The organism is Kribbella sp. NPDC051586, from assembly GCF_044453965.1.
Classification (GTDB): domain Bacteria; phylum Actinomycetota; class Actinomycetes; order Propionibacteriales; family Kribbellaceae; genus Kribbella.
On the sequence record NZ_JBITDF010000004.1, the window covers coordinates 792,137 to 810,639 of the forward strand.

Consider the following 18,503-nt stretch of genomic DNA (forward strand, 5'->3'; position numbering starts at 1 on the left):
TTTGCTTCCCGGGCGGACCCGGGCAGGGACTGGCCGGGGCCGGTGCGTGGTCATTACCTCCCCACGCACCGGCCCCGGCACGACGGTCATTGCGTGATGAGCGACTGCAGCTTGGTCTGCAGGTCGGACAACGCCTGATCCGGCGTCGTCTTACCGTTCAGCGCGTTGTACGCCGCTTCCTGGATGGCCGCCGTCACGTCGCCGTACTTGACCACTCGCGGCCGCGGCTGAGCGCCGAGGATCGAGGCCTTGAGCGGCGCGAGGTACGGGAACTGCTTGTTCAGCGTCGGGTCGTCGTACAGCGACTGCCAGGTCGGCGCCTGCGACGTCTTCTCGATGTTCGCCTTCTGGCGGGCTTCGCTCGCCATGAAGTTGATGAAGTCGATCGCGGTCGCCTTGTTCTTGGCGAAGGAGCTGATCGCGTAGTCGTGACCGCCCAGCGACGAGACGCCGGCGCCGGTCTTGCCCGGCAGCGGGGCGACCGCGAACTTGCCGGCCACCTTCGAGGAGCCGTCGGTCTTGCTCGCCAGGCCGTAGACGTACGGCCAGTTACGCAGGAAGAGCAGCTTGCCGTCCTGGAACGCGCGCCGGCTCTCTTCCTCCTTGTAGGTGATCGCGGCCTTCGGGATGGCGCCGGTCTTGAGGCCGTTCACCAGCTCCTCCAGCCCGGCCTTGGCCTCCGGGGTGTTCACGTTCGGCTTGCCGTCCTTGTCGACGACGACACCGCCCGCGGAGTTGACCGCCTCGGAGAAGTTGACCGTCAGGCCCTCGTACTTCTCGAACTGGCCGGCGTAGCAGCTCATCCCCTTGGCCTCGGGCAGCGCGGCCACTTTGGTGCAGTCCGCGGTCATCTCGTCCCACGTCTTCGGGGCGTCGGTGACACCGGCCTTGGTCAGCAGGTCCTTGCGGTAGTACAGCAGGCCGCCGTCGGAGGTGATCGGCACGCCGTACAGCTTGTCGCGGTACTTGGCGGTCTCCACCGTCGCCGGGATCAGCTTGCCCAGGTCGGGCACCTTGTCCTCGGGGATCTGGGTGATCCACTGGTTCGCCGCGAACTCCGACGTCCAGACCACGTCCATCACCAGCACGCTGTACGCGTCGGACTTGGCCGTGGCGTTCTGCACCATCTGCTGACGCTGGGCGTCGGCGTCCTCGGGCAGCTCCTTCAGCTCGACCTTCTCGTTCGGGTGCGACGAGTTCCACGCGTCGAGCTGGTTCTGCAGGTTTCCGGAGGTGTCCTTGCCGGTGGCAAGGGTGATCGGCCCCCGACCCTCGAGCGCATCGGCCGACCCGCCCCCGCTGCCGCTGCTGCTGCTTCCGTCATCGCCACTACCACACGCGGTGGCGAGCAGCGCGAGGCTGCCTGCCACGGCCACGAAGGCCGTCCTGCGTGCGTGTGATCGTTCAAACCTCATCGTTTACCTGCCCTCTCCCGATGGGACGTATCGCTTGGTCCGGCGCCGGATGATCGCAGACCCCCACCGCACTGCGATCCGCCATGTCCGGACAGTAACCGAGAACGGGGCCGATGTGTTCTGAGCCACACACAGTCCCATTCGACAGTCTCTGAAACGGACAGCCGCATGGCTGTATGCGACCGCGTTTGGGAAGCCCGCACAACCGGGCATTTCCTAACGATTCGGTATTACCGATTAGTAACCTGGCTGAACCGGGCAGGACTGTTCAGAACGACTCCGGGCAGTCGTCATCACGCTCCGGAGCGGATTCGCGACTCCGGTAGGACCTCAGGCAGGAGACGCCGACGCGTCGCCGACGTTGCCGCGGACCCACTCGACGATCTCGGTGGTGGTCGCGCCGGGGGTGAAGATCTTGTGTACGCCGAGCTCGGCCAGCGGTTGCAGGTCCGCGTCCGGGATGATCCCGCCGCCGAACACCACGATGTCCTCGGCGTCCCGCTCGCCCAGCAGCTCGCGCACCCGCTTGAACAGCGTCATGTGCGCGCCGGACAGCACCGACAGCCCGATCGCGTCCGCGTCCTCGGCGATCGCCGTCTCGACGATCTGCTCCGGGGTCTGGTGCAGGCCGGTGTAGATGACCTCCATGCCGGCGTCGCGCAGCGCGCGGGCCACGACCTTGGCGCCGCGGTCGTGACCGTCCAGACCGGGCTTGGCGACGACGACACGCAACGGGCTCGTAGCAGGCATGCTCGCAGGCTAACCGGTGAGAACCTCACGGATAAGACACGGAGCTGTGTGTTCCCCGCCACGCACGATGGGAACCGGTTACCGTTGAAGAGATCGGACCAATCGGGGGGTCTGGTTTTGTGAGGAGTCGCCCATGAGTTCCTGGCAGGACGACCTCCGCGGCGCGCTGGACGGACTCGCGTACGGCGCTCGCTCCGCACTCTCGCCCAGCGTGCTGCACGGCGCCGCCGTCGAGATCGGCTGGCTCACCACCCACCTGGCGATGTATCCGCTCGGCGTGATCGGCATGGCCGGCGGCACGTCGCGCGCACTCCCGGCCCGGCTGAACCTGGCCGGCCTCGGTCCCGCGCAGCGCGGCCTGCTGGTCAGCGACGTCCGCGCCGCCGGTACGCCGATCCTGCTCGCGCACGGGATCATCGACAACCACACGATCTTCGCGCTGATGCGGCGGCACCTGGTCCGCCGTGGGTTCAGCAGCATCCATACGTTCTCGTACTCACCGCTGACGCTCGACGTACGTCGTACCGCCGAGCGGATGGGCCGGGAGATCGAGGCGATCTGCGAGGAGTCCGGGTCGGACCAGATCCACGTCATCGGCCACAGCCTCGGCGGGCTGATCGCGCGGTACTACGTCCAACGACTCGGCGGGGACGAGCGGGTGCACACCTGCGTCACGCTCGGGACGCCGCACCAGGGCACGGTCGCGGCGAAGCTGCTGCCGTGGCCGCTGGTCAAGCAGGTCCGGCCGGACAGTGACCTGATGGCCGAGCTGGCCGAGCCCGCACCGGACTGCCGGACGCGGTTCGTCGCGTTCTACAGCGACGTCGACCAGCTGATCGTGCCGCAGCGGCGAGCCCGGATCCGCCATCCCGACCTGCAGGCGAGCAATGTGCGGGTGCACGGGGTGGGCCACCTGTCGCTGCCGTTCCACGGCGACGTGGTGCACCGGATCACCGGAATGCTGGCCCACCTCGACGAACAGCCGAGAACTGCCTGACCGGGAAGCCTTCTGGGCGCTCCGCGCTGATGCACGTGCAGCCGCTCATGCAAAAGTTTCGTGAAGGAGAGGGAGAAAACGCGGGGAGGGGGTTTGTGGCCCCGTGACTGATCCGTTATCGTGCGTCAGGTCCCCGGCGGGAATAAACCCCCGGCCAGGGACGGGAAGAGCTCCCCAGCTCCTCTCACAAGCCCCTCCCCTGTGACCGAAAGGCCACGTTGTGTCCCAGCACCGTGCCGCGGGAGACCGCGTCACGCCCGGCAACGCTGCGCGCAAACCCGGCGCAGGACGTCACAGTGCCAAGCATCGCGTCGCCAGGCGTAACACCCCCAGCAGTACCCAGATCGTCGGTCTGACCGCCGCGCTCGCCGCGGCAGCCGGAGCTGTCGGATTCAGCGCCAGCACGCTGGCATCGCCGACCCAGGCGAACTCCGCGGTGAACCTTGCCGCGCTGAGCCTGGACAGCGGTCAGCAGCTGTCCGGCATCACCACAGCCCGCATCCAGGCGCGCCAGCTCGCCACCCGCGACTCCTCCCGGGTCCAGCTGGCCGACACGACCACCAAGAAGCAGTCCGCCGCCGCGCAGCTGGCCAAGGCCCGCGCCGCGAAGCTGACCGCCACCCAGGCCCTCACCGCCAAGCGCGCGAACGCGCTGGCCCTCGCCAAGGCCAAGGCCGACGAAGCCGCGAAAACGTCCCGCGAGTCGGCCACCCGCTGCCAGATCCCGCTCACCGGCTACCAGATCACCGCGACCTTCGGCCAGGGCGGCAGCCGCTGGGCCCACAACCACACCGGCCTCGACTTCGCCGCCCCGATCGGCACCCGGGTCAGCTCCGTGATGAAGGGTGTGGTGATCTTCGCCGACTGGGCCGGTCCGTACGGGCGCCAGGTCCGGGTCCGGCACGAGGACGGCACCGTCACCTGGTACAACCACATGTCGAAGTTCAGCGTCTCGGTCGGCGAGACCGTGTACGCCGGTGACCAGGTCGGCGCGGTCGGCATGACCGGCAACACCACCGGCCCGCACATGCACCTCGAAGTACACCCCAACGGCGGCGAGGCGGTCGACCCGGACCCGTGGCTGCGGAACCACTGTGGTCTGAACCCCTACACCGCCGGCTAGTAGCACCTCCGGGCCGGTCAACCCGAGCACCGGCCTGGCCTCGCGGCTAAGCTGCGGCGCATGCGCCCGGCTGCTGGTGAGGTTCTGCACTTCTCCGAAGATCCGACGATCACGACCTTCCGTCCGCACGTCGCGCCCGGCACGATTTCTACGGCCGGCGACAAGGTCACGCCGTACGTCTGGGCTGTCGGCTACGACCGCTCCCCGGACTACTGGTTCCCGCGGCAGTGCCCTCGCGCGATGGCGTGGGTGGGCCCCGCGACGACTCCCGAGGACCGCGACCGCATCATCGGCGCCGGCTCCGGCACCCGCGTGCACGCCGTCGAGTACGGCTGGCTGGACGCGATCCGCTCGGTCGAGCTGTACGCGTACCGGCTGCCGGCCGGCGAGTTCGTCGAGCACGACGCCGCGGTCGTCGCCACGACCGAGGTCCGCCCGCTCGGCCCGGCCGAACGTGTCGGCGACCTGTTCGCGCTGCACGAGGAGGCCGGCATCCAGCTGCGGGTCCTGCGGCGACTGCACGACTTCTGGGCCCAGGCCGTGGCCAGCACCCTCGAGTGGAGTGGCATCCGGATGCGGAACGCCAAGCCATGACGTACGGCGAGGTGGCCGAGGCGGCCTGGGCCTGGGTACGGAATCAGGTCCGGTGGGACGACGACGGGCCGTGGATCCCCGAGGCCGGAGGCGGCGAGAAGCCCGTCGAGTACGTCGACGGCATGCACAGCGGTATCGGCGGGCTCGCGTACACGTTGGCGGAGATCCGTCTGACCCGGCCGTGGACGACCGCCGAACAGGACCTGGCGACGGGGATCGCCGACCGCATCCGTGCCCTCGTTCCGAACGACAGCTCGACCACGTTCTTCGACGGCCAGGTCAGCTCGATCGGGATCCTGAGCGCTCTCGACGAGCCGGGTACGGACACCGCGCTGCAACGGATCCGGGACCTCGCGACCGATGACGGCTGGCCGGAGAGCTTCCTCGACGAGCCGCGGTACGAGCCCGGGGCGTTCGCGAACGACGTCACCCTCGGCAGCGCTGCGGTCCTCCTCGGCGCGGTGTGGGCGATGCACCGTGGCGCGGACGCCTCGGCGCTGGCCTCGCAGGCCGCCGACGTCGTGCTGGGCGAGAAGGAGGAGACCCCTACCGGCGTGAACTGGCAGTTCGTGTCGCGGCGGTTCCGGAGCGACGAGCCGACCGAGATGCCGAACTTCACGCACGGCCTGGCCGGGATCGCGACGGCGTTGGCAGTCGCGGGCATGGACGTCGGCCGGCCCGAACTCATCGACGTGGCACGGCGCGGGGCCGAGCATCTGGTCAGCATCGGAATCAACGACGACAAGGGTTTCCGGGTCGCACGGGTGATCCCATGGGCCGAGCGGCACGGCGACGAGTTCACCTACAACTGGTGTCACGGCGGGGCCGGGACGGCGCTGCTGTTCAGCGCGCTCGAGTACGCCGACGTGAAAGAGGTGGCGAGCGAAACGCCAGCGACGTGGCATCGGCGTTGTCTCGACAGCGTCCGGTACTCCGGGATCCCCGAGCGACTGCACCCGGGCTTCTGGGACAACGACGGGCGCTGCTGCGGTACCGCGGGAGTCGGCGACGCGTTCCTGGACACCGGCGACGGCCGCGACCTGGAGTTCGCCGTACTGATGGGTGACACGTTGCTCGACCATGCGCATCACGAGGGCAGTCACGCGTACTGGCGGTTCATCGAGCATCGCAATGACGATCCGCTGCTGCCGCCCGGGGTCGGGTGGATGCAGGGTGCGGCCGGTATCGCGGCGTACCTGTTCCGACTGCAGCGGGTGCTGGGCGGCGATCAGCGCGCGGTCGAGCGGATGGACAACTGGTGGACGCTCAGACGGTGACGGCGACCGTCCGGGCCTCGGCAAACTCGCAAACGCTGATCCGGACCGCGTAAGGGTCAGCGCTGCCAGACCTCGGCGGTGGTGAGGAACGCGGACGACCCGGGCTTGTCCGGGGAACCGTCGACCTGGACGAATCCCGGCACCGACGCCCCGCCGATCGAGACCGTCGCCGACCGGACCGGGGCGATCACCAGGCTGAGGCTGTGGTTGCCCTCGGCGAGCTGGAAGTTGTCGGTCGCGAACAGCCTCCGGTCGAGTACACCGCCCATCTCGATCTGGATGTCGGCCGCCTTCGCGCTCAGCCCGTCGGCGAGGTTCATCGAGACCTGGACCAGGTCCCGCTCGACGGCCGGCTCGTGCCACGGCAGGCCCTGGACCTCGAGGAACGAGCGGACGAAGTACCGCTCCAGCCACGACGCGAGGTCGACGTCCTCGGAGACCACCCGGACGATCCCGTCGAACCAGAGCACGACCGCCGTACCCGAGCCGCGGATCGACCAGTCGACCATCCAGATCGACGCGTACGCCGTCACCTTGCCGTTCTCGTCGAACAGCCGCAGCCCAGGATTGGCCCCCGCCAGAATGATCCGGCGGCTGTTGCCAGACGACTTGGACATGAGGGAGGACGCTTCCGGGAGGAGGGCGAAGATCCTTGATTGTCTCAATCTCCGGCCCAGATGCAACGCAAACGTCCGAATGCTTGACGCGGAGTTGCCGCTACCCGCGCTCCGCCACGCCGGACGGCAGACTCAGATCTTCTCGACCGGGGCGTAGCGGAGCAGCAGCCGCTTCACCCCTTCGGATCCGAAGTCGATGTCGGCCTGAGCCTGTTGGCCCTCGCCGCGGACCACCACGACGGTGCCCATCCCGAAGGTGTCGTGCACCACCCGATCGCCCGGATTGAGGCTGATCACCGGCTTGTCGGAGGCGGTCCGGCGGGCCGGCTCGTACCGGCTCGGGATGCCGCTGCCGCGGACCGTCCCGGTGCCGGACCAGCGGGTGATCGCGGACTCGTCGCGCCGCCAGTCGAGCAGCTCGGCCGGGATCTCCTCCAGGAACCGCGACGGCGGGTTGTGCTGCGGAGCGCCGTACGCCGAACGCACCGCGGCCCGCGAGATCGCCAGCCGCTGCCGGGCCCGGGTGATGCCGACGTACGCGAGCCGGCGCTCCTCCTCGAGCTCCTTCAGGTCGGTCAGCGAACGGGAGTGCGGGAAGACGCCGTCCTCCATGCCGGTCAGGAACACGACCGGGAACTCCAGACCCTTCGCGGTGTGCAGCGTCATCAGCGTGACCACGCCGTCGGTGGCCGCGTCGGGGATCTGGTCCGCGTCGGCGACCAGCGCGACCCGCTCCAGGAAGGCCTGCAGGTCGGCGGCTTCACCGGCCGCGGTCCGCTCCTCGACGAATTCGCGGGCGACCGAGATGAACTCGTCCAGGTTCTCCAGGCGGGTCTCGTCCTGCGGGTCCGGCGACTTCTGCAGCGTCTCGTAGTACCCCGAGCGGTGCAGCGCGACGTCGAGGATGTCGTCCGGCGGCGCTCCCGAGTCGACCATCGCGGTCAGCTCGTCGAGGATGTCGACGAAGGCCTGGACGGCGTTCGCCGAGCGGGACGCCATCGCCGGCGCGTCCTGGGCCCGGCGCATCGCGGCCGCGAACGAGATCCGGTCCCGCTGGGCCAGCGCTTCGATCGCCGCCTCGGCGCGGTCGCCGATCCCGCGCTTCGGCTCGTTCATGATCCGGCGGAGCGAGACGGTGTCCTCCGGGTTCACCAGCACGCGCAGGTACGCGAGCGCGTCGCGGACCTCCTTGCGCTCGTAGAACCGGACGCCGCCGACCACCTTGTACGGATGGCCGGTCCGGATGAAGACTTCCTCGAAGACCCTGGACTGCGCGTTGGTTCGGTAGAAGACCGCCACGTCGGACGGCTTGATCCCGTCGGCGTCGGTCAGCCGGTCGATCTCGTCCGCGACGAACTGCGCCTCGTCGTGCTCGTTGTCGGCGACGTACACCGCGATCTGCTCGCCCTGGCCCTGGTCTGACCAGAGGTTCTTCGCCATCCGGCCCTCGTTGCGGGCGATCACCGCGTTGGCCGCGGTCAGGATCGTCTGGGTGGAGCGGTAGTTCTGCTCGAGCAGGATCGTCTCGGCGCCGGTGAAGTCCTCCTCGAAGGCGAGGATGTTGCGGATGGTGGCGCCGCGGAACGCGTAGATCGACTGGTCCGAGTCGCCGACCACCATCAGCTCGGCCGGCGGCGCCGTCGGGCCGTTGCCATCTGAATTGTTGATGGCGGCCGGGTCCTCGCCGCAGAGCTCGCGGATCAACGTGTACTGCGCGTGGTTGGTGTCCTGGTACTCGTCGACGAGCACGTGACGGAACCGGCGGCGATAGTACTCACGGACCTCGGGGAAGGCCTGCAACAGGTTGACCGTGGTCATCAGCAGGTCGTCGAAGTCGAGCGCATTGGCCTGGGCCAGGCGCTCCTGGTACGTCCGGTAGCACTCGGCGTAGGTCTCCTCGAGATGGTTCTCGGCCTTCGCCGCCGCCGTCTCGTGGTCGATCAGCTCGTTCTTCTGGGTGCTGATCCAGTTCAGCACGGCGCGCGGGTTGTACCGCTTGACGTCGAGGTCGAGCTCGCGGCAGACCAGCGTCATCAGCCGGCGCGAGTCGGTGTCGTCGTAGATCGAGAACGTCGAGCTGATCCCGAACCGCTTGATGTCGCGGCGCAGGATCCGCACACACGAGGAGTGGAACGTCGAGACCCACATCAGCTTCGCCCGCGGCCCGACCAGCTCGACCACCCGCTCGCGCATCTCCGCGGCGGCCTTGTTGGTGAACGTGATCGCCAGGATCGAACCGGGGTGCACGTCGCGGGCCGCCAGCAGGTAGGCGATCCGGCGGGTCAGCACCCGCGTCTTGCCCGAGCCCGCACCGGCCACCACCAGCAGCGGCTTGCCGGCGTGCACCACGGCCGCGCGCTGCTGCGGATTCAGCCCCTCGAGCAGCGAATCCGGGTCGGTCCGGGACGTCTTCGGCTCCTCCAGCGGCACTGGAAGCTCATCAGGCGAGAACAATGTGGTCATCACTCAACACCTTAGGCGCTCCGCCCGACACTTTCCGAACACAGCTCGTCGGGTAACCCACCTGACACCGGTTCCCCCGGGACCTAGGGTGCTCGGCATGGATCTGACCGGCAGGTACGACGACCTCCTCAACCGGGTGGAAGCACTGTACGAAGAGGACAGGTTCCACGAGGCGGCCGAGGTGCTCGACGCCGGCAGCGGCGGACTCGAGGCGTGGGTGGCCGAGCTAGGGCATTTGAAGGCCTGCCTGCTGGGCGCGGGCGGTGATGCCGACGGGGCGCTGCGGACGCTGCAGGAGGCGAGCGCGGCGGGCGCGTGGTGGCTGCCGGGGATCCTCCTCGAGGACGACGACCTGGCCGGGCTGCGCGGTCGACCGGAGTTCGACGAGTTGGTCGCGGTGTCCGGGGCGCGGGTCGCCGACGATCCGGAGCCGGCGCTGATCGCCGTACCCGACCGGCCGGCGCTGGGCGTGGTGGTGGCGCTGCATGGGGCCGGGCAGACGGCTGTCCACGCCCGGCAGGACTGGGCCGGTGTGCTGGACCGCGGCTACGCGCTGGTTTGTGTGCAGTCGTCGCAGCGGATGTCGTCGAACTACCGGTCGTGGCCGGACCAGGAGCGGGCCGTAGCCGACATCAGCCACGCGTTGGACGTGCTGCCCGTCGAGCTGCACGACGTCCCGATGATCGCGGCCGGGTTCTCGGCCGGCGGACGGGCCGCGCTGAACTGGGCGCTGACCGCGCAGCCGACGCCGGTCGCCGGGGTGCTCGTGCTCGCGCCCGCTCTGCGTGAGCTACCGGCCACCGCGGCCGGAACGTTGTCGCCAGCAACGATCTGGATCGGGGACGACGACGACCTGCGCGAGGTCGTCGAAGGCGCGGCCGGGCAGCTCGAAGGCTTCGGCTGCACGATCGAACGGATACCGGGACTGGGACACTCGTTCCCGGCCGACTTCGACGACCGGTTAAGAGGCCTGGCGGGTCAGATGTAGCACCACGGGTGTAGGCCCGCCGATCCAGAGCAGCTTGGCGTTGTGGTCGTCGTACGTCGTGATGCGCAGACCCGGGACGCCCTCGATCTGGCCTTCGTGGTCCTTCGCCGCCAGGTGGGCGACGACGTCGGCCAGCTCCGGGCCGTCCATCCACTCGATCCGGGCGAGGTCGGGGCGTGCCTGCCACATGTCGACCCAGGCGGCCGGATCCTCGCTGAACAGCGTCGTACGCAGGATCATCGACGCCGCGCCGAGCAGCGTCGCCGCCGGGGTCGCCGTCAGTTCCAGCAGGGTGCGCTCCTGCGCGGTCAGGTCGTCAGTCAGAATCACCCGCAGGAGATTGCCACAGGATCAGCTTTGCTGTGGGCAGACTTGCCGTGAGCAGAAAAGCTGGGGTTCGGCGTTCCGCCCGGGTCACTGTTGATGGCATGGCAGAAGACATGAAACCGCCGATGTTCAACGAGACCGCCCGGCAGCGGCTGCTCGGGCAGCGGATCGTCGTCCTGGACAGAGTCCTCGACGACGACATCGGGACCCTGCTGGCCACCCAGATCATGACGCTGGCGGCCGAGGACCCCGAGACCGACATCGCGTTCTGGATCCACTCGCCCGGCGGCTCGGTGCCGTCGATGCTCGCGATCCGCGACGTGATGCGGATGGTGCCGTGCGACGTGTCGACGCTGGCGATCGGGCTGGCCTGCAGCGCGGGGCAGTTCCTGCTGTCCGCCGGTACGCCGGGCAAGCGCTACGCGCTACGGCATGCGCGCGTGCTGATGCACCAGGGCTCGGCCGGGATCGGCGGCTCCGCGGTGGAGATCGAGATCCAGGCCAACGACCTGCGGCACATCCGCGACACCGTGCTCGGGCTGATCGCCGACGACACCGGCCAGCCGTTCGAGACGGTGCACGAGGATTCGCTGCACGACCACTGGTACACCTCTGAGCAGGCCCGCGAGTACGGCTTCATCGACCACGTCGTCGAGTCGTTCGAGCAGGTCATGCCCAAGAAGAAGGAGGAGGTGGCGGCATGAGCAGCTACACGATCCCGAACGTGATCGCCCAGCATCCGCGCGGCGAGCGGATCATGGACGTCTACTCGCACCTGCTCAGCGAGCGCATCATCTACCTGGGTACGGCGATCGACGCCGGCGTCGCGAACGCGCTGATCGCACAGCTCCTGCACCTCGAGGTCGACAAGCCGGAGCAGGAGATCAACCTGTACATCAACTGCGAGGGCGGCGACATGACCGCGATGCTCGCGATCTACGACACCATGCAGTACATCCAGTCGCCGGTCGCGACGTTCTGCGTCGGCCAGGCGATCTCGGCCGGGGCGGTGCTGCTGGCCGGAGGCGCCGCCGGGCGTCGCGCCGTACTGCCGCATGCCCGGGTCGTACTGCACCAGCCGGCCGCGCGTGGTCAGGGCACGATCCCGGACCTGATCCTGCAGGCCGACGAGGTGGTGCGGGTCCGCAGCCAGGTCGAGACGATCCTCGCGCGGCACACCGGGCAGACGATCGAGCAACTGCGCCACGACACCGATCGCGACCACGTGCTGACCGCGGAAGGCGCCAAGTCGTACGGGCTCGTCGATCACGTGATCAGCGAGCGGCTCGCGGTCCCCGCGCTCGCCTAGCCGGCGGCCTCGAGCACCTTGTCGGCGACGGCGGCGTGGTGGGCTTGGTCGGCGGTGGGACGGCCGACCCGGTTGGTCAGGTACGCGTACGTGATCTGGCGATCCGGGTCGGCCCACCCGATGCAGCAGTTGCTTCCGTTGTGACCGAACGTCCGCGGGCTGCTCAGCGAGCCGAGCGACGTCGACGCGCCTTCGATCCACCGCGGTCCGCCTAGCTGGAACCCTTGCGACCAACGGATCGGCGCCCGCGCCGTCCGGTCGACATCGCCTTCGCTGCTCGGCTCGCACGCCACCGCGAGCGTCTCCGGCCTCAGCAGTCCGCCGCCGAGCAAGGCCTGGTAGAACGTGGCCAGGTCGCGCGCGGTGGTCGAGATCCCGGCAGCGGGTACGACGGCCTCGCGCGTGCTGCGCCGATTCACGACGGACTGGATGAACGGCCCGAGCGGACCGGCGGCCCGGATCGGCACGTACCGGTCCCAGCCGTCGGCGGGCAGTCCGAGGTACGTGTCGCTGACGCCGAGCGGCTCCAGGACGAATCGTCCTACCAGCTCGTGGATCGGGACCCCGCTGCAACGCCGCGCGACCTCGCCGAGGATGAACCCGAACGCGAGCGGGCTGTACGCGACGGTGCCGAGCGGCCAGCGGGGCTTGGCCTCCTCGATCCGCCGGAGCGAACGGTTCCAGTCCGTCATCGCGCGGGCCTCACCGACGTACGAGCCGGCGTGCGAGACTCCGGACCGGTGCCGCAGTACATGGCGGACGGTGATCTCCCGCTTCCCGTTCTCCCCGAACTCCGGCCAGTACGCCGCGACCGCGTCGTCGAGGTGGAGCCGCCCGGACTCGACGAGCTGGTGGATCACCACCGCGAGGTACGGCTTGCTCGCGGAGAAGAGCCAGAACAATGCGCTCGGTGCACATCCGAAGGACCGGTCGACGACCACCTGACCATGGCGAACGACGCACAGCTGCCCAACAGCGCCGCGAGCCTCGATCAACTCAATCGCTTGTATCAGCCCGGCGGGATCGAGGCCGGCGTCCTGCGGATCGCACGTGCCACCGAACTCCATGAATTCAACTGTGCCCGTCCGGGCAAACGGTTAGGGTCGTGAACGTGACAGTGCCTGAGGCGAATCCGCGGCCGGACAGTGAGATCGAGCGGGTGCTGGTGGTCGTCGCGCACCCGGACGACATCGACTTCGGCGGGGCCGGGACGGTCGCGTTGTGGACCAAGGCCGGTATCGAGGTGCACTACTGCATCGTCACCGACGGGCAGGCGGGTGGCTTCGAGCCGGAGCGCGATCGCGCCGAGATTCCCGCCGTCCGACGGGCCGAGCAGACGGCCGCCGCGGAGCATGTGGGGGTTCACGACCTGCACTTCCTCGGGCACATCGACGGCTCGGTCGAGCCGACGGCCGAGCTGGTGCGCGACATCAGCCGGGTGATCCGCACAGTCCGTCCGCAGCGGCTGCTCACGCAGTCGCCGGAGCGCGTGTGGTCCCGTCTCCAGGTCTCCCACCCGGACCACCTGGCCGCGGCCGAGGCGGCGGTGCGGGCGTTCTACCCGGCGGCCGGCAACCCGTACGCGTACACCGATCTGGCCGAAGAGGCCTGGGACGTCGGCGAGCTGTGGATGATGGACCACCCGGACATCAATCACCACGTCGACATCACCGACACGTTCGACCAGAAGCTGGCCGCGCTGATGTCCCACACCAGCCAGCACCGCGACCCCGAGGGCCTGCTGACGGGGATCCGGGCCAACTTCGCCCGCGTCGCCGCCGCCGCCGGCTTCCCGCCCAACCACTACGCCGAAGCGTTCACCGTCATCCGGATGCGCTAATCGGTTGCCGGGGCCGGTTCCAGCCGGGATGGTTCGACCATGACTATCTCCTACACCGTGGTCGGCGACGGGCCGGCGGTCCTGCTGGTGCACGCCGGGGTCGCCGACGCCCGCATGTGGTCCGCCCTGGTGGAAGACCTCCGCGACGACCACCAGGTGATCACGCTCGACCTGCGTGGGTACGGCGAGACGCCGCTCGAGGCGGGAGCGAAGTACTCCGATGCGAGTGACGTGCTCGCGGTCCTGGACGAGGTCGGCGCCGGCGCGGTGTCTGCCGTCGGGGCGTCGTACGGCGGATACGTCGTGCAGCAGGTGGCGAGCCGGGAACCGAAGCGGTTCGCCCGCGTCGTCCTCCTGTGCGCACCCACCGACAACGTCGAGCCGGACGAGGAGCTCCGCGCCCTCTGGGCCGAGGAGAACGCCCTGATCGACGCCGGCGACGTAGCCGCCGCCACCGAGCTGACCGTAAATCGCTGGATCGGCCCCGACGCCACTGCCGACGCCCGCAACCTCCTCCGCACCATGCAACGCCATGCGTACGACGTGCAGATCCCCGCCGGGGACGTCGACAACGAGGAGTGGCCGGTCGAGCCCGAGCGGATCACCGCTCCCGTCTGGCTCGTCACCGGCTCCCACGACTTCCGCTTCTTCACCGACAGCGCCGACTACCTCGCCGAGCGCCTCCCCACCTCAGAACGCATCGACCTCCCGTGGGCAGGCCACCTCCCCCTCCTGGAACGCCCCACCGAAACCACCACCCTCATCCGAACAGCCCTCACCGAAGAGGTCTGAATGTAAGACGGACCCCGGCCGAGGGCCGGGGTCCGTCTGTTGAGTGGTTGGTCAGTCGGCCAGGGCGCCCATCGGGTCCCAGGCCGGGAGGACGATGGGCTCGTCGTCCAGGCGGGCCTGGAGCTCGGCAGGCAGCGCGGAGCGGCGGACGGCGATTTCGAAGACGTGCTCGCCGAACCAGGAGTCGTTCATGGTCCAGAAGCCGCTGTCGGCCTTCTCGTCGCCCCAGCTGTTCTCGACCCGCCAGCGCCGCGGCTTGCCGTCGACCAGGTCGACACCGGTGAACAGCATCGCGTGGGTCATCAGCGTCTCGTGGTGCACCAGGCGCTCGGCCTTGTCCAGCGTGAACTCGGTGTCGTAGACCGAGCCGTAGTCGTACAGCTTGGCGTCCCAGAAGCCCAGGTCGGAGTTCATCTGCTTGCCGACGTCGCACCCGAACCAGACCGGCTCGCCGCCGACGATCGCGTCCTGGGTGAGCTGCTTCATCAGGTCGATCTCGACGTTCAGGTACACCACCGGCGGGGCGTCGACGACGTTGCCGAGGTAGTCGACCGTGAAGGTCTTGCCGGCCGGGCTGGTCGAGCGCGGGTCGTGCACGAGGCAGACGTAGTCGTCGACCGGCAGCTGCACGTACGCCGCCGCGAACTCGAGCGGCGTGGTCCACCCGTCGCGGTGGAAGCCCTTGTCGGAGTCCTTCCACTGCCACAGGAACTTCTGCGGCGGCGTACCGAGGTGGATGCTCAGCACCCGGTGCACGGTGGTCAGGATCTCCCGCTTGCGCTCGCGGCGCGCCTCGTCACCCTCCAGCGCCCGCAGGTCGCGCGCGCCCTGGCGGAGCACCTTGCGCAGGGCGTCGTTGAGCTGGCCGGTCGCCGACGAGCTCTCGGTCTCGGGCATCGCCGCCTTCGGCACCAGGCCGTGCTTGCGGACGATGGCGATGAACATGTTCCACTGGCCGCCGTCGCTGATCGGGTCGGACAGCAGGTGCGCCACCGTCCGGTCGTCGGCGTCCCGGCCGGCGGTCTCGATCATCGCCTCGAGGAAGAAGTTGGCCCGCTCGAACTTGTCCCAGAACAGCACGTAGTTCTGCGAGAACTCGAAGTCCTTGACCCCGAGCTTCCCGGCCGCGCCGACCCGGAGCAGATTCAGCCCGGCGAACATCCAGCACCGGCCGCTCTTCTTCTGGTTCGTGACCTTCCAGTCGTCGAGAAGATTCGACACCGAATGGTCGATCGAGGTGACGACCTGACGGTCGAGGGCGATGCTGTTGACCGGCGTCTGCGTGACGGCGTTCTGCATCACCCGGTATTGCGGGTTCGACGCGAACTCCTTCTCGAAGAGCGCGAGCTGATCGGCTGTGAGATTCCGCTCCATAAGAGTCGACGGTATAACAGCCGCCAAGCCGGGACCGCCGGAACCGGGGTGGCGAATCCATGCCCTGGCCGAAACACGCCACCGCTGGACGCTTGCGCTACGCTAGTTGAAAACGACATTCAACAAAGGAGCAGCGCGATGGCCCGACGCCCGGCCCCGACCGGCAAGCGCAAGCCGAAGCAGAATCCGCTGGACCGCGACGGCATCACCTACATCGACTACAAGGACACCGCGCTGCTGCGCAAATTCATCTCCGACCGCGGCAAGATCCGCTCCCGCCGGGTCACCGGACTGTCGGTCCAGCAGCAGAAGCAGGTCGCCCGCGCGATCAAGAACGCCCGCGAGATGGCCCTCCTGCCCTACACCTCCGCCGGCCGCTGACCCCTGGTTCAGCCGGACCGCGGATCAGACCAGGCGGCGGTCGGTTGCCCAGCGGGTCAGTTCGTGGCGGTTGGACAGCTGCAGCTTGCGCAGTACCGAGGAGACGTGGGTCTCGACCGTCTTCACCGAGATGAACAGCTCCCGGGCGACTTCCTTGTACGCGTAGCCGCGCGCGATCAGGCGCAGTACCTCGCGCTCGCGCTGCGACAGGCGGTCCAGGTCCTCGTCGACCGAGGCGATGTCGATCGCGCCCGAGAAGGCGTCCAGCACGAAGCCGGCCAGCCGCGGCGAGAAGACCGCGTCGCCGTCGGCGACCCGGTTGATCGCGTCGATCAGCTCGGTGCCGGAGATGTTCTTGGTGACGTACCCGCGAGCGCCGGCCCGGATCACCCCGATCACGTCCTCGGCCGCGTCCGAGACCGACAGCGCGAGGAACTTGATGTCCGGGTGCCGCTGGTGCACCTGCTTCATCACCTCGGTGCCACCGCCGCCGGGCAGGTGGACGTCGAGCAGCACGACGTCCGGCTCGGCGCCGACGATCGCCTTGACCGCGGTGTCGACGTCGGATCCCTCCCCGACGATGTCGACCGAGGCGCCGATCTCGCTGCGTACCCCGGCCCGGAACATGTCGTGATCGTCGACGACGACAACGCGCCTGCTGCTCATCTGTCCATCTCCAGTCGCACTTCGGTGCCAGTCTCCGGATCGGACCGCACTGTTGCGCGGCCGCCGTGCCGTTCCATCCTGCCCATCACACTGTGCCGCAAGCCGAGCCGGTCGTCCGGCACCTCGTCGACGACGAACCCCTTGCCCCGGTCGCGGACGAACATCTCCACCCGGTCGCCGTCCACCTCGACGAACACGTCGATCTTGGCGGCGCCCGAGTGCTTGGCCGCGTTCACCATCGACTCGCGCGCGGCCCGCACCATCGACGACAGCGGCTCGGTCAGGTCGCAGTCGCCGACCGTGATCACCTCGATCGGCACGCCGTGCGAGTCCTCGACCTCGGCCGCGGCCCGCTTCGCCGCGCCGGCGATGGTCTGGTCGGCCGTGTCGTCCTCGTCGTACAACCAGGACCGCAGCTCGCGCTCCTGCGAGCGCGCCAGCCGGGCCACTGCCTTCGGGTCGTCGGCCTGCTTCTGGATCAGCGCCAGCGTCTGCAGCACCGAGTCGTGCAGGTGCGCTGCCATGTCGGCGCGCTCCTGGGAGCGGACGCGCTCGGCGCGCTCCGAGTTCAGGTCGCGGCTCAGCCGGTGCACCCACGGCCCGGCGATGACGCCGATACCGACGACGGCGAGCAGCAGCGCGATCAGTACGTCGCCGACCATCGAGAGCCGGCCGTTCTGGACCAGGAACAGGGTGACCGCGGTGCCGATCAGGATCAGGCCGACGGCGATCCGGATCAGCGACTTCCAGCCGCCCTTGCCGAGCACCAGGCCGAGGATCGGGACCCGGATGTCCTGCGTCCACTTGTCCTTCTGGTTCTCGTCCGCCTGCCGCCAGATCAGCGCGAGACCGGTCGCGGCGAACACCAGCGGCCAGAACAGCTTGCCGGCGATCCCGAACCCGGCCACCTGCAGGAGGATCAGCAGCCCGATCCCGATGGCTACGAGCGCGGGGAGCTGGCCGCGGCTCTTCTCCCGCTTCCGCTCCTTCGCCTCGGTCACCGGCGCGGGCGGCTCGTCGGAGCGCATTCCGCTGCGCGTGTGCGCGGCCAGGCCGGGCGCGGCCGGCATGGTCTCCGGCGCCAGCGGCATCAGGAACCACAACGCCGCATAGATCAGTACGCCGAAGCCGCCGAACACCGTGGTCGCGATCAGCACCAGCCGTACGACGGTGTCCGACACGCCCAGGTGGTCCGCGATCCCGCCTGCCACACCGGCGACGACACGACCCTCGGTACGCCGGTACGCCCGGCGCGGCGGGTCGGCGGGCTGCCGGGGCGGATACGTCGGACCGGGCTGATGGGACTGGCCGTTGGGAGGCGGCGTCCATGGGCCACGGGCGGCATACTCCGCGGCCATCCGCGCGGCGTAGGCGGCGTACGGGCCTTGGTACTGCCCCGGGCCCTCCGGACCCCAGCCTTTGTAGCGCCACGACTCCTGACCGGACTGTCCAGACTGCCCAGGCTGCCCGGACTCACCCGCCTGCCCCGCCTGACCCGCCTGCGCAGGCGTCGGCTCGGGCCGGCCTCCGTTCGTGGAGGTCCCGCCCGGCGGCGCGGCTGCTGGTTGGCTCATCACCACGATCGTCACA

The 18,503-nt window shown here is 69.1% G+C and carries 19 protein-coding genes; 10 read left to right on the forward strand and 9 right to left on the reverse strand.

What is annotated here, in order from left to right:
• Window positions 1-86 precede the first annotated feature (86 nt).
• Together ACIA58_RS30640 and ACIA58_RS30645 are read right to left on the reverse strand one after the other, a co-directional pair.
• Window positions 87-1,376: an ABC transporter substrate-binding protein gene (locus ACIA58_RS30640; RefSeq protein ID WP_396407280.1), complete on the reverse strand. Its 1,290-nt coding sequence runs from the start codon at window positions 1,374-1,376 to the stop codon at window positions 87-89.
• 369 nt (window positions 1,377-1,745) lie between these two features.
• Entirely contained in the window at window positions 1,746-2,165 is a 420-nt protein-coding gene (locus ACIA58_RS30645; protein ID WP_396407281.1) for a cobalamin B12-binding domain-containing protein, read from the reverse strand.
• Window positions 2,166-2,298: 133 nt separating this feature from the next.
• Here ACIA58_RS30645 and ACIA58_RS30650 point away from each other — a divergent pair, with 133 nt between their 5' ends.
• From ACIA58_RS30650 to ACIA58_RS30665, 4 genes are all read left to right on the forward strand, one after another.
• Complete coding sequence (locus ACIA58_RS30650; protein WP_396407282.1) at window positions 2,299-3,162, forward strand: esterase/lipase family protein; 864 nt, start codon at window positions 2,299-2,301, stop codon at window positions 3,160-3,162.
• 220 nt (window positions 3,163-3,382) lie between these two features.
• Window positions 3,383-4,285 (forward strand): M23 family metallopeptidase, encoded by a 903-nt coding sequence (locus ACIA58_RS30655; RefSeq protein WP_396407283.1) that lies wholly within the window; start codon window positions 3,383-3,385, stop codon window positions 4,283-4,285.
• A 60-nt stretch (window positions 4,286-4,345) separates the two neighbouring features.
• Window positions 4,346-4,879: a DUF6886 family protein gene (locus ACIA58_RS30660; RefSeq protein WP_396407284.1), complete on the forward strand. Its 534-nt coding sequence runs from the start codon at window positions 4,346-4,348 to the stop codon at window positions 4,877-4,879.
• Entirely contained in the window at window positions 4,843-6,156 is a 1,314-nt protein-coding gene (locus ACIA58_RS30665; RefSeq protein WP_396407285.1) for a lanthionine synthetase LanC family protein, read from the forward strand. Before ACIA58_RS30660 ends, ACIA58_RS30665 begins: the two co-directional genes overlap by 37 nt.
• Before the next feature lie 56 nt (window positions 6,157-6,212).
• Here ACIA58_RS30665 and ACIA58_RS30670 read toward each other — a convergent pair whose 3' ends face one another.
• A complete protein-coding gene (locus ACIA58_RS30670; protein WP_396407286.1) occupies window positions 6,213-6,773 on the reverse strand; it encodes a hypothetical protein in 561 nt (186 codons plus the stop codon).
• A gap of 132 nt (window positions 6,774-6,905) precedes the next feature.
• Window positions 6,906-9,236 (reverse strand): DNA helicase PcrA, encoded by a 2,331-nt coding sequence (pcrA, locus tag ACIA58_RS30675; RefSeq protein WP_396407287.1) that lies wholly within the window; start codon window positions 9,234-9,236, stop codon window positions 6,906-6,908.
• A gap of 97 nt (window positions 9,237-9,333) precedes the next feature.
• On the opposite strand from pcrA, the gene ACIA58_RS30680 reads away from it, so the two are divergent.
• Window positions 9,334-10,224, forward strand: a complete 891-nt coding sequence (locus tag ACIA58_RS30680; RefSeq protein ID WP_396407288.1) for a serine aminopeptidase domain-containing protein — start codon at window positions 9,334-9,336, stop codon at window positions 10,222-10,224.
• Here the strand turns inward: ACIA58_RS30680 and ACIA58_RS30685 are convergent.
• The gene (locus ACIA58_RS30685) at window positions 10,198-10,554 is read right to left on the reverse strand and encodes a hypothetical protein (protein ID WP_396407289.1); all 357 of its coding nucleotides are present in this window, start codon (window positions 10,552-10,554) and stop codon (window positions 10,198-10,200) included. The two genes, ACIA58_RS30680 and ACIA58_RS30685, sit on opposite strands and share 27 nt — an antisense overlap.
• Before the next feature lie 98 nt (window positions 10,555-10,652).
• Here ACIA58_RS30685 and ACIA58_RS30690 point away from each other — a divergent pair, with 98 nt between their 5' ends.
• Both ACIA58_RS30690 and ACIA58_RS30695 read left to right on the forward strand, forming a co-directional pair.
• Entirely contained in the window at window positions 10,653-11,255 is a 603-nt protein-coding gene (locus ACIA58_RS30690) for a ClpP family protease (RefSeq protein ID WP_396407290.1), read from the forward strand.
• Window positions 11,252-11,860 carry a ClpP family protease gene (locus tag ACIA58_RS30695; protein WP_396407291.1) on the forward strand — a complete coding sequence of 203 codons (609 nt, stop codon included), beginning with the start codon at window positions 11,252-11,254 and terminating at the stop codon, window positions 11,858-11,860. Before ACIA58_RS30690 ends, ACIA58_RS30695 begins: the two co-directional genes overlap by 4 nt.
• On the opposite strand, the gene ACIA58_RS30700 is transcribed toward ACIA58_RS30695, so the two are convergent.
• The gene (locus ACIA58_RS30700) at window positions 11,857-12,927 is read right to left on the reverse strand and encodes a serine hydrolase domain-containing protein (RefSeq protein WP_396407292.1); all 1,071 of its coding nucleotides are present in this window, start codon (window positions 12,925-12,927) and stop codon (window positions 11,857-11,859) included. The two genes, ACIA58_RS30695 and ACIA58_RS30700, sit on opposite strands and share 4 nt — an antisense overlap.
• Window positions 12,928-12,971: 44 nt before the next feature.
• Between ACIA58_RS30700 and ACIA58_RS30705 the strand changes: the two genes are divergently transcribed.
• Window positions 12,972-13,700: a PIG-L deacetylase family protein gene (locus tag ACIA58_RS30705; RefSeq protein ID WP_396407293.1), complete on the forward strand. Its 729-nt coding sequence runs from the start codon at window positions 12,972-12,974 to the stop codon at window positions 13,698-13,700.
• 39 nt (window positions 13,701-13,739) lie between these two features.
• Window positions 13,740-14,492 (forward strand): alpha/beta fold hydrolase, encoded by a 753-nt coding sequence (locus ACIA58_RS30710; protein WP_396407294.1) that lies wholly within the window; start codon window positions 13,740-13,742, stop codon window positions 14,490-14,492.
• Between the two features lie 51 nt (window positions 14,493-14,543).
• Here ACIA58_RS30710 and ACIA58_RS30715 read toward each other — a convergent pair whose 3' ends face one another.
• Window positions 14,544-15,866 (reverse strand): aminopeptidase C, encoded by a 1,323-nt coding sequence (locus ACIA58_RS30715; protein WP_396407295.1) that lies wholly within the window; start codon window positions 15,864-15,866, stop codon window positions 14,544-14,546.
• 138 nt (window positions 15,867-16,004) lie between these two features.
• Between ACIA58_RS30715 and rpsR the strand changes: the two genes are divergently transcribed.
• Window positions 16,005-16,247: a 30S ribosomal protein S18 gene (rpsR, locus tag ACIA58_RS30720; protein WP_130443954.1), complete on the forward strand. Its 243-nt coding sequence runs from the start codon at window positions 16,005-16,007 to the stop codon at window positions 16,245-16,247.
• A gap of 24 nt (window positions 16,248-16,271) precedes the next feature.
• Here rpsR and ACIA58_RS30725 read toward each other — a convergent pair whose 3' ends face one another.
• On the reverse strand, window positions 16,272-16,913 hold the full coding sequence (locus tag ACIA58_RS30725) for a response regulator (protein WP_396407296.1): 642 nt from the start codon (window positions 16,911-16,913) through the stop codon (window positions 16,272-16,274).
• Window positions 16,910-18,487 carry a PspC domain-containing protein gene (locus ACIA58_RS30730; RefSeq protein WP_396407297.1) on the reverse strand — a complete coding sequence of 526 codons (1,578 nt, stop codon included), beginning with the start codon at window positions 18,485-18,487 and terminating at the stop codon, window positions 16,910-16,912. The genes ACIA58_RS30725 and ACIA58_RS30730 overlap by 4 nt, the downstream gene beginning before the upstream one ends.
• Between the last annotated feature and the right edge of the window lie 16 nt (window positions 18,488-18,503).

Excerpts from the sequence above, each read along its gene's own strand:
- ACIA58_RS30730 (WP_396407297.1), bottom strand. The coding sequence starts at position 18,487 with ATGAGCCAACCAGCAGCCGCGCCGCCGGGCGGGACCTCCACGAACGGA.
- ACIA58_RS30670 (WP_396407286.1), bottom strand. The coding sequence starts at position 6,773 with ATGTCCAAGTCGTCTGGCAACAGCCGCCGGATCATTCTGGCGGGGGCC.
- ACIA58_RS30690 (WP_396407290.1), top strand. The coding sequence starts at position 10,653 with ATGGCAGAAGACATGAAACCGCCGATGTTCAACGAGACCGCCCGGCAG.
- ACIA58_RS30650 (WP_396407282.1), top strand. The coding sequence starts at position 2,299 with ATGAGTTCCTGGCAGGACGACCTCCGCGGCGCGCTGGACGGACTCGCG.
- ACIA58_RS30645 (WP_396407281.1), bottom strand. The coding sequence starts at position 2,165 with ATGCCTGCTACGAGCCCGTTGCGTGTCGTCGTCGCCAAGCCCGGTCTG.
- ACIA58_RS30680 (WP_396407288.1), top strand. The coding sequence starts at position 9,334 with ATGGATCTGACCGGCAGGTACGACGACCTCCTCAACCGGGTGGAAGCA.
- ACIA58_RS30695 (WP_396407291.1), top strand. The coding sequence starts at position 11,252 with ATGAGCAGCTACACGATCCCGAACGTGATCGCCCAGCATCCGCGCGGC.
- ACIA58_RS30700 (WP_396407292.1), bottom strand. The coding sequence starts at position 12,927 with ATGGAGTTCGGTGGCACGTGCGATCCGCAGGACGCCGGCCTCGATCCC.
- ACIA58_RS30715 (WP_396407295.1), bottom strand. The coding sequence starts at position 15,866 with ATGGAGCGGAATCTCACAGCCGATCAGCTCGCGCTCTTCGAGAAGGAG.
- ACIA58_RS30725 (WP_396407296.1), bottom strand. The coding sequence starts at position 16,913 with ATGAGCAGCAGGCGCGTTGTCGTCGTCGACGATCACGACATGTTCCGG.
- rpsR (WP_130443954.1), top strand. The coding sequence starts at position 16,005 with ATGGCCCGACGCCCGGCCCCGACCGGCAAGCGCAAGCCGAAGCAGAAT.
- ACIA58_RS30710 (WP_396407294.1), top strand. The coding sequence starts at position 13,740 with ATGACTATCTCCTACACCGTGGTCGGCGACGGGCCGGCGGTCCTGCTG.
- pcrA (WP_396407287.1), bottom strand. The coding sequence starts at position 9,236 with ATGACCACATTGTTCTCGCCTGATGAGCTTCCAGTGCCGCTGGAGGAG.
- ACIA58_RS30660 (WP_396407284.1), top strand. The coding sequence starts at position 4,346 with ATGCGCCCGGCTGCTGGTGAGGTTCTGCACTTCTCCGAAGATCCGACG.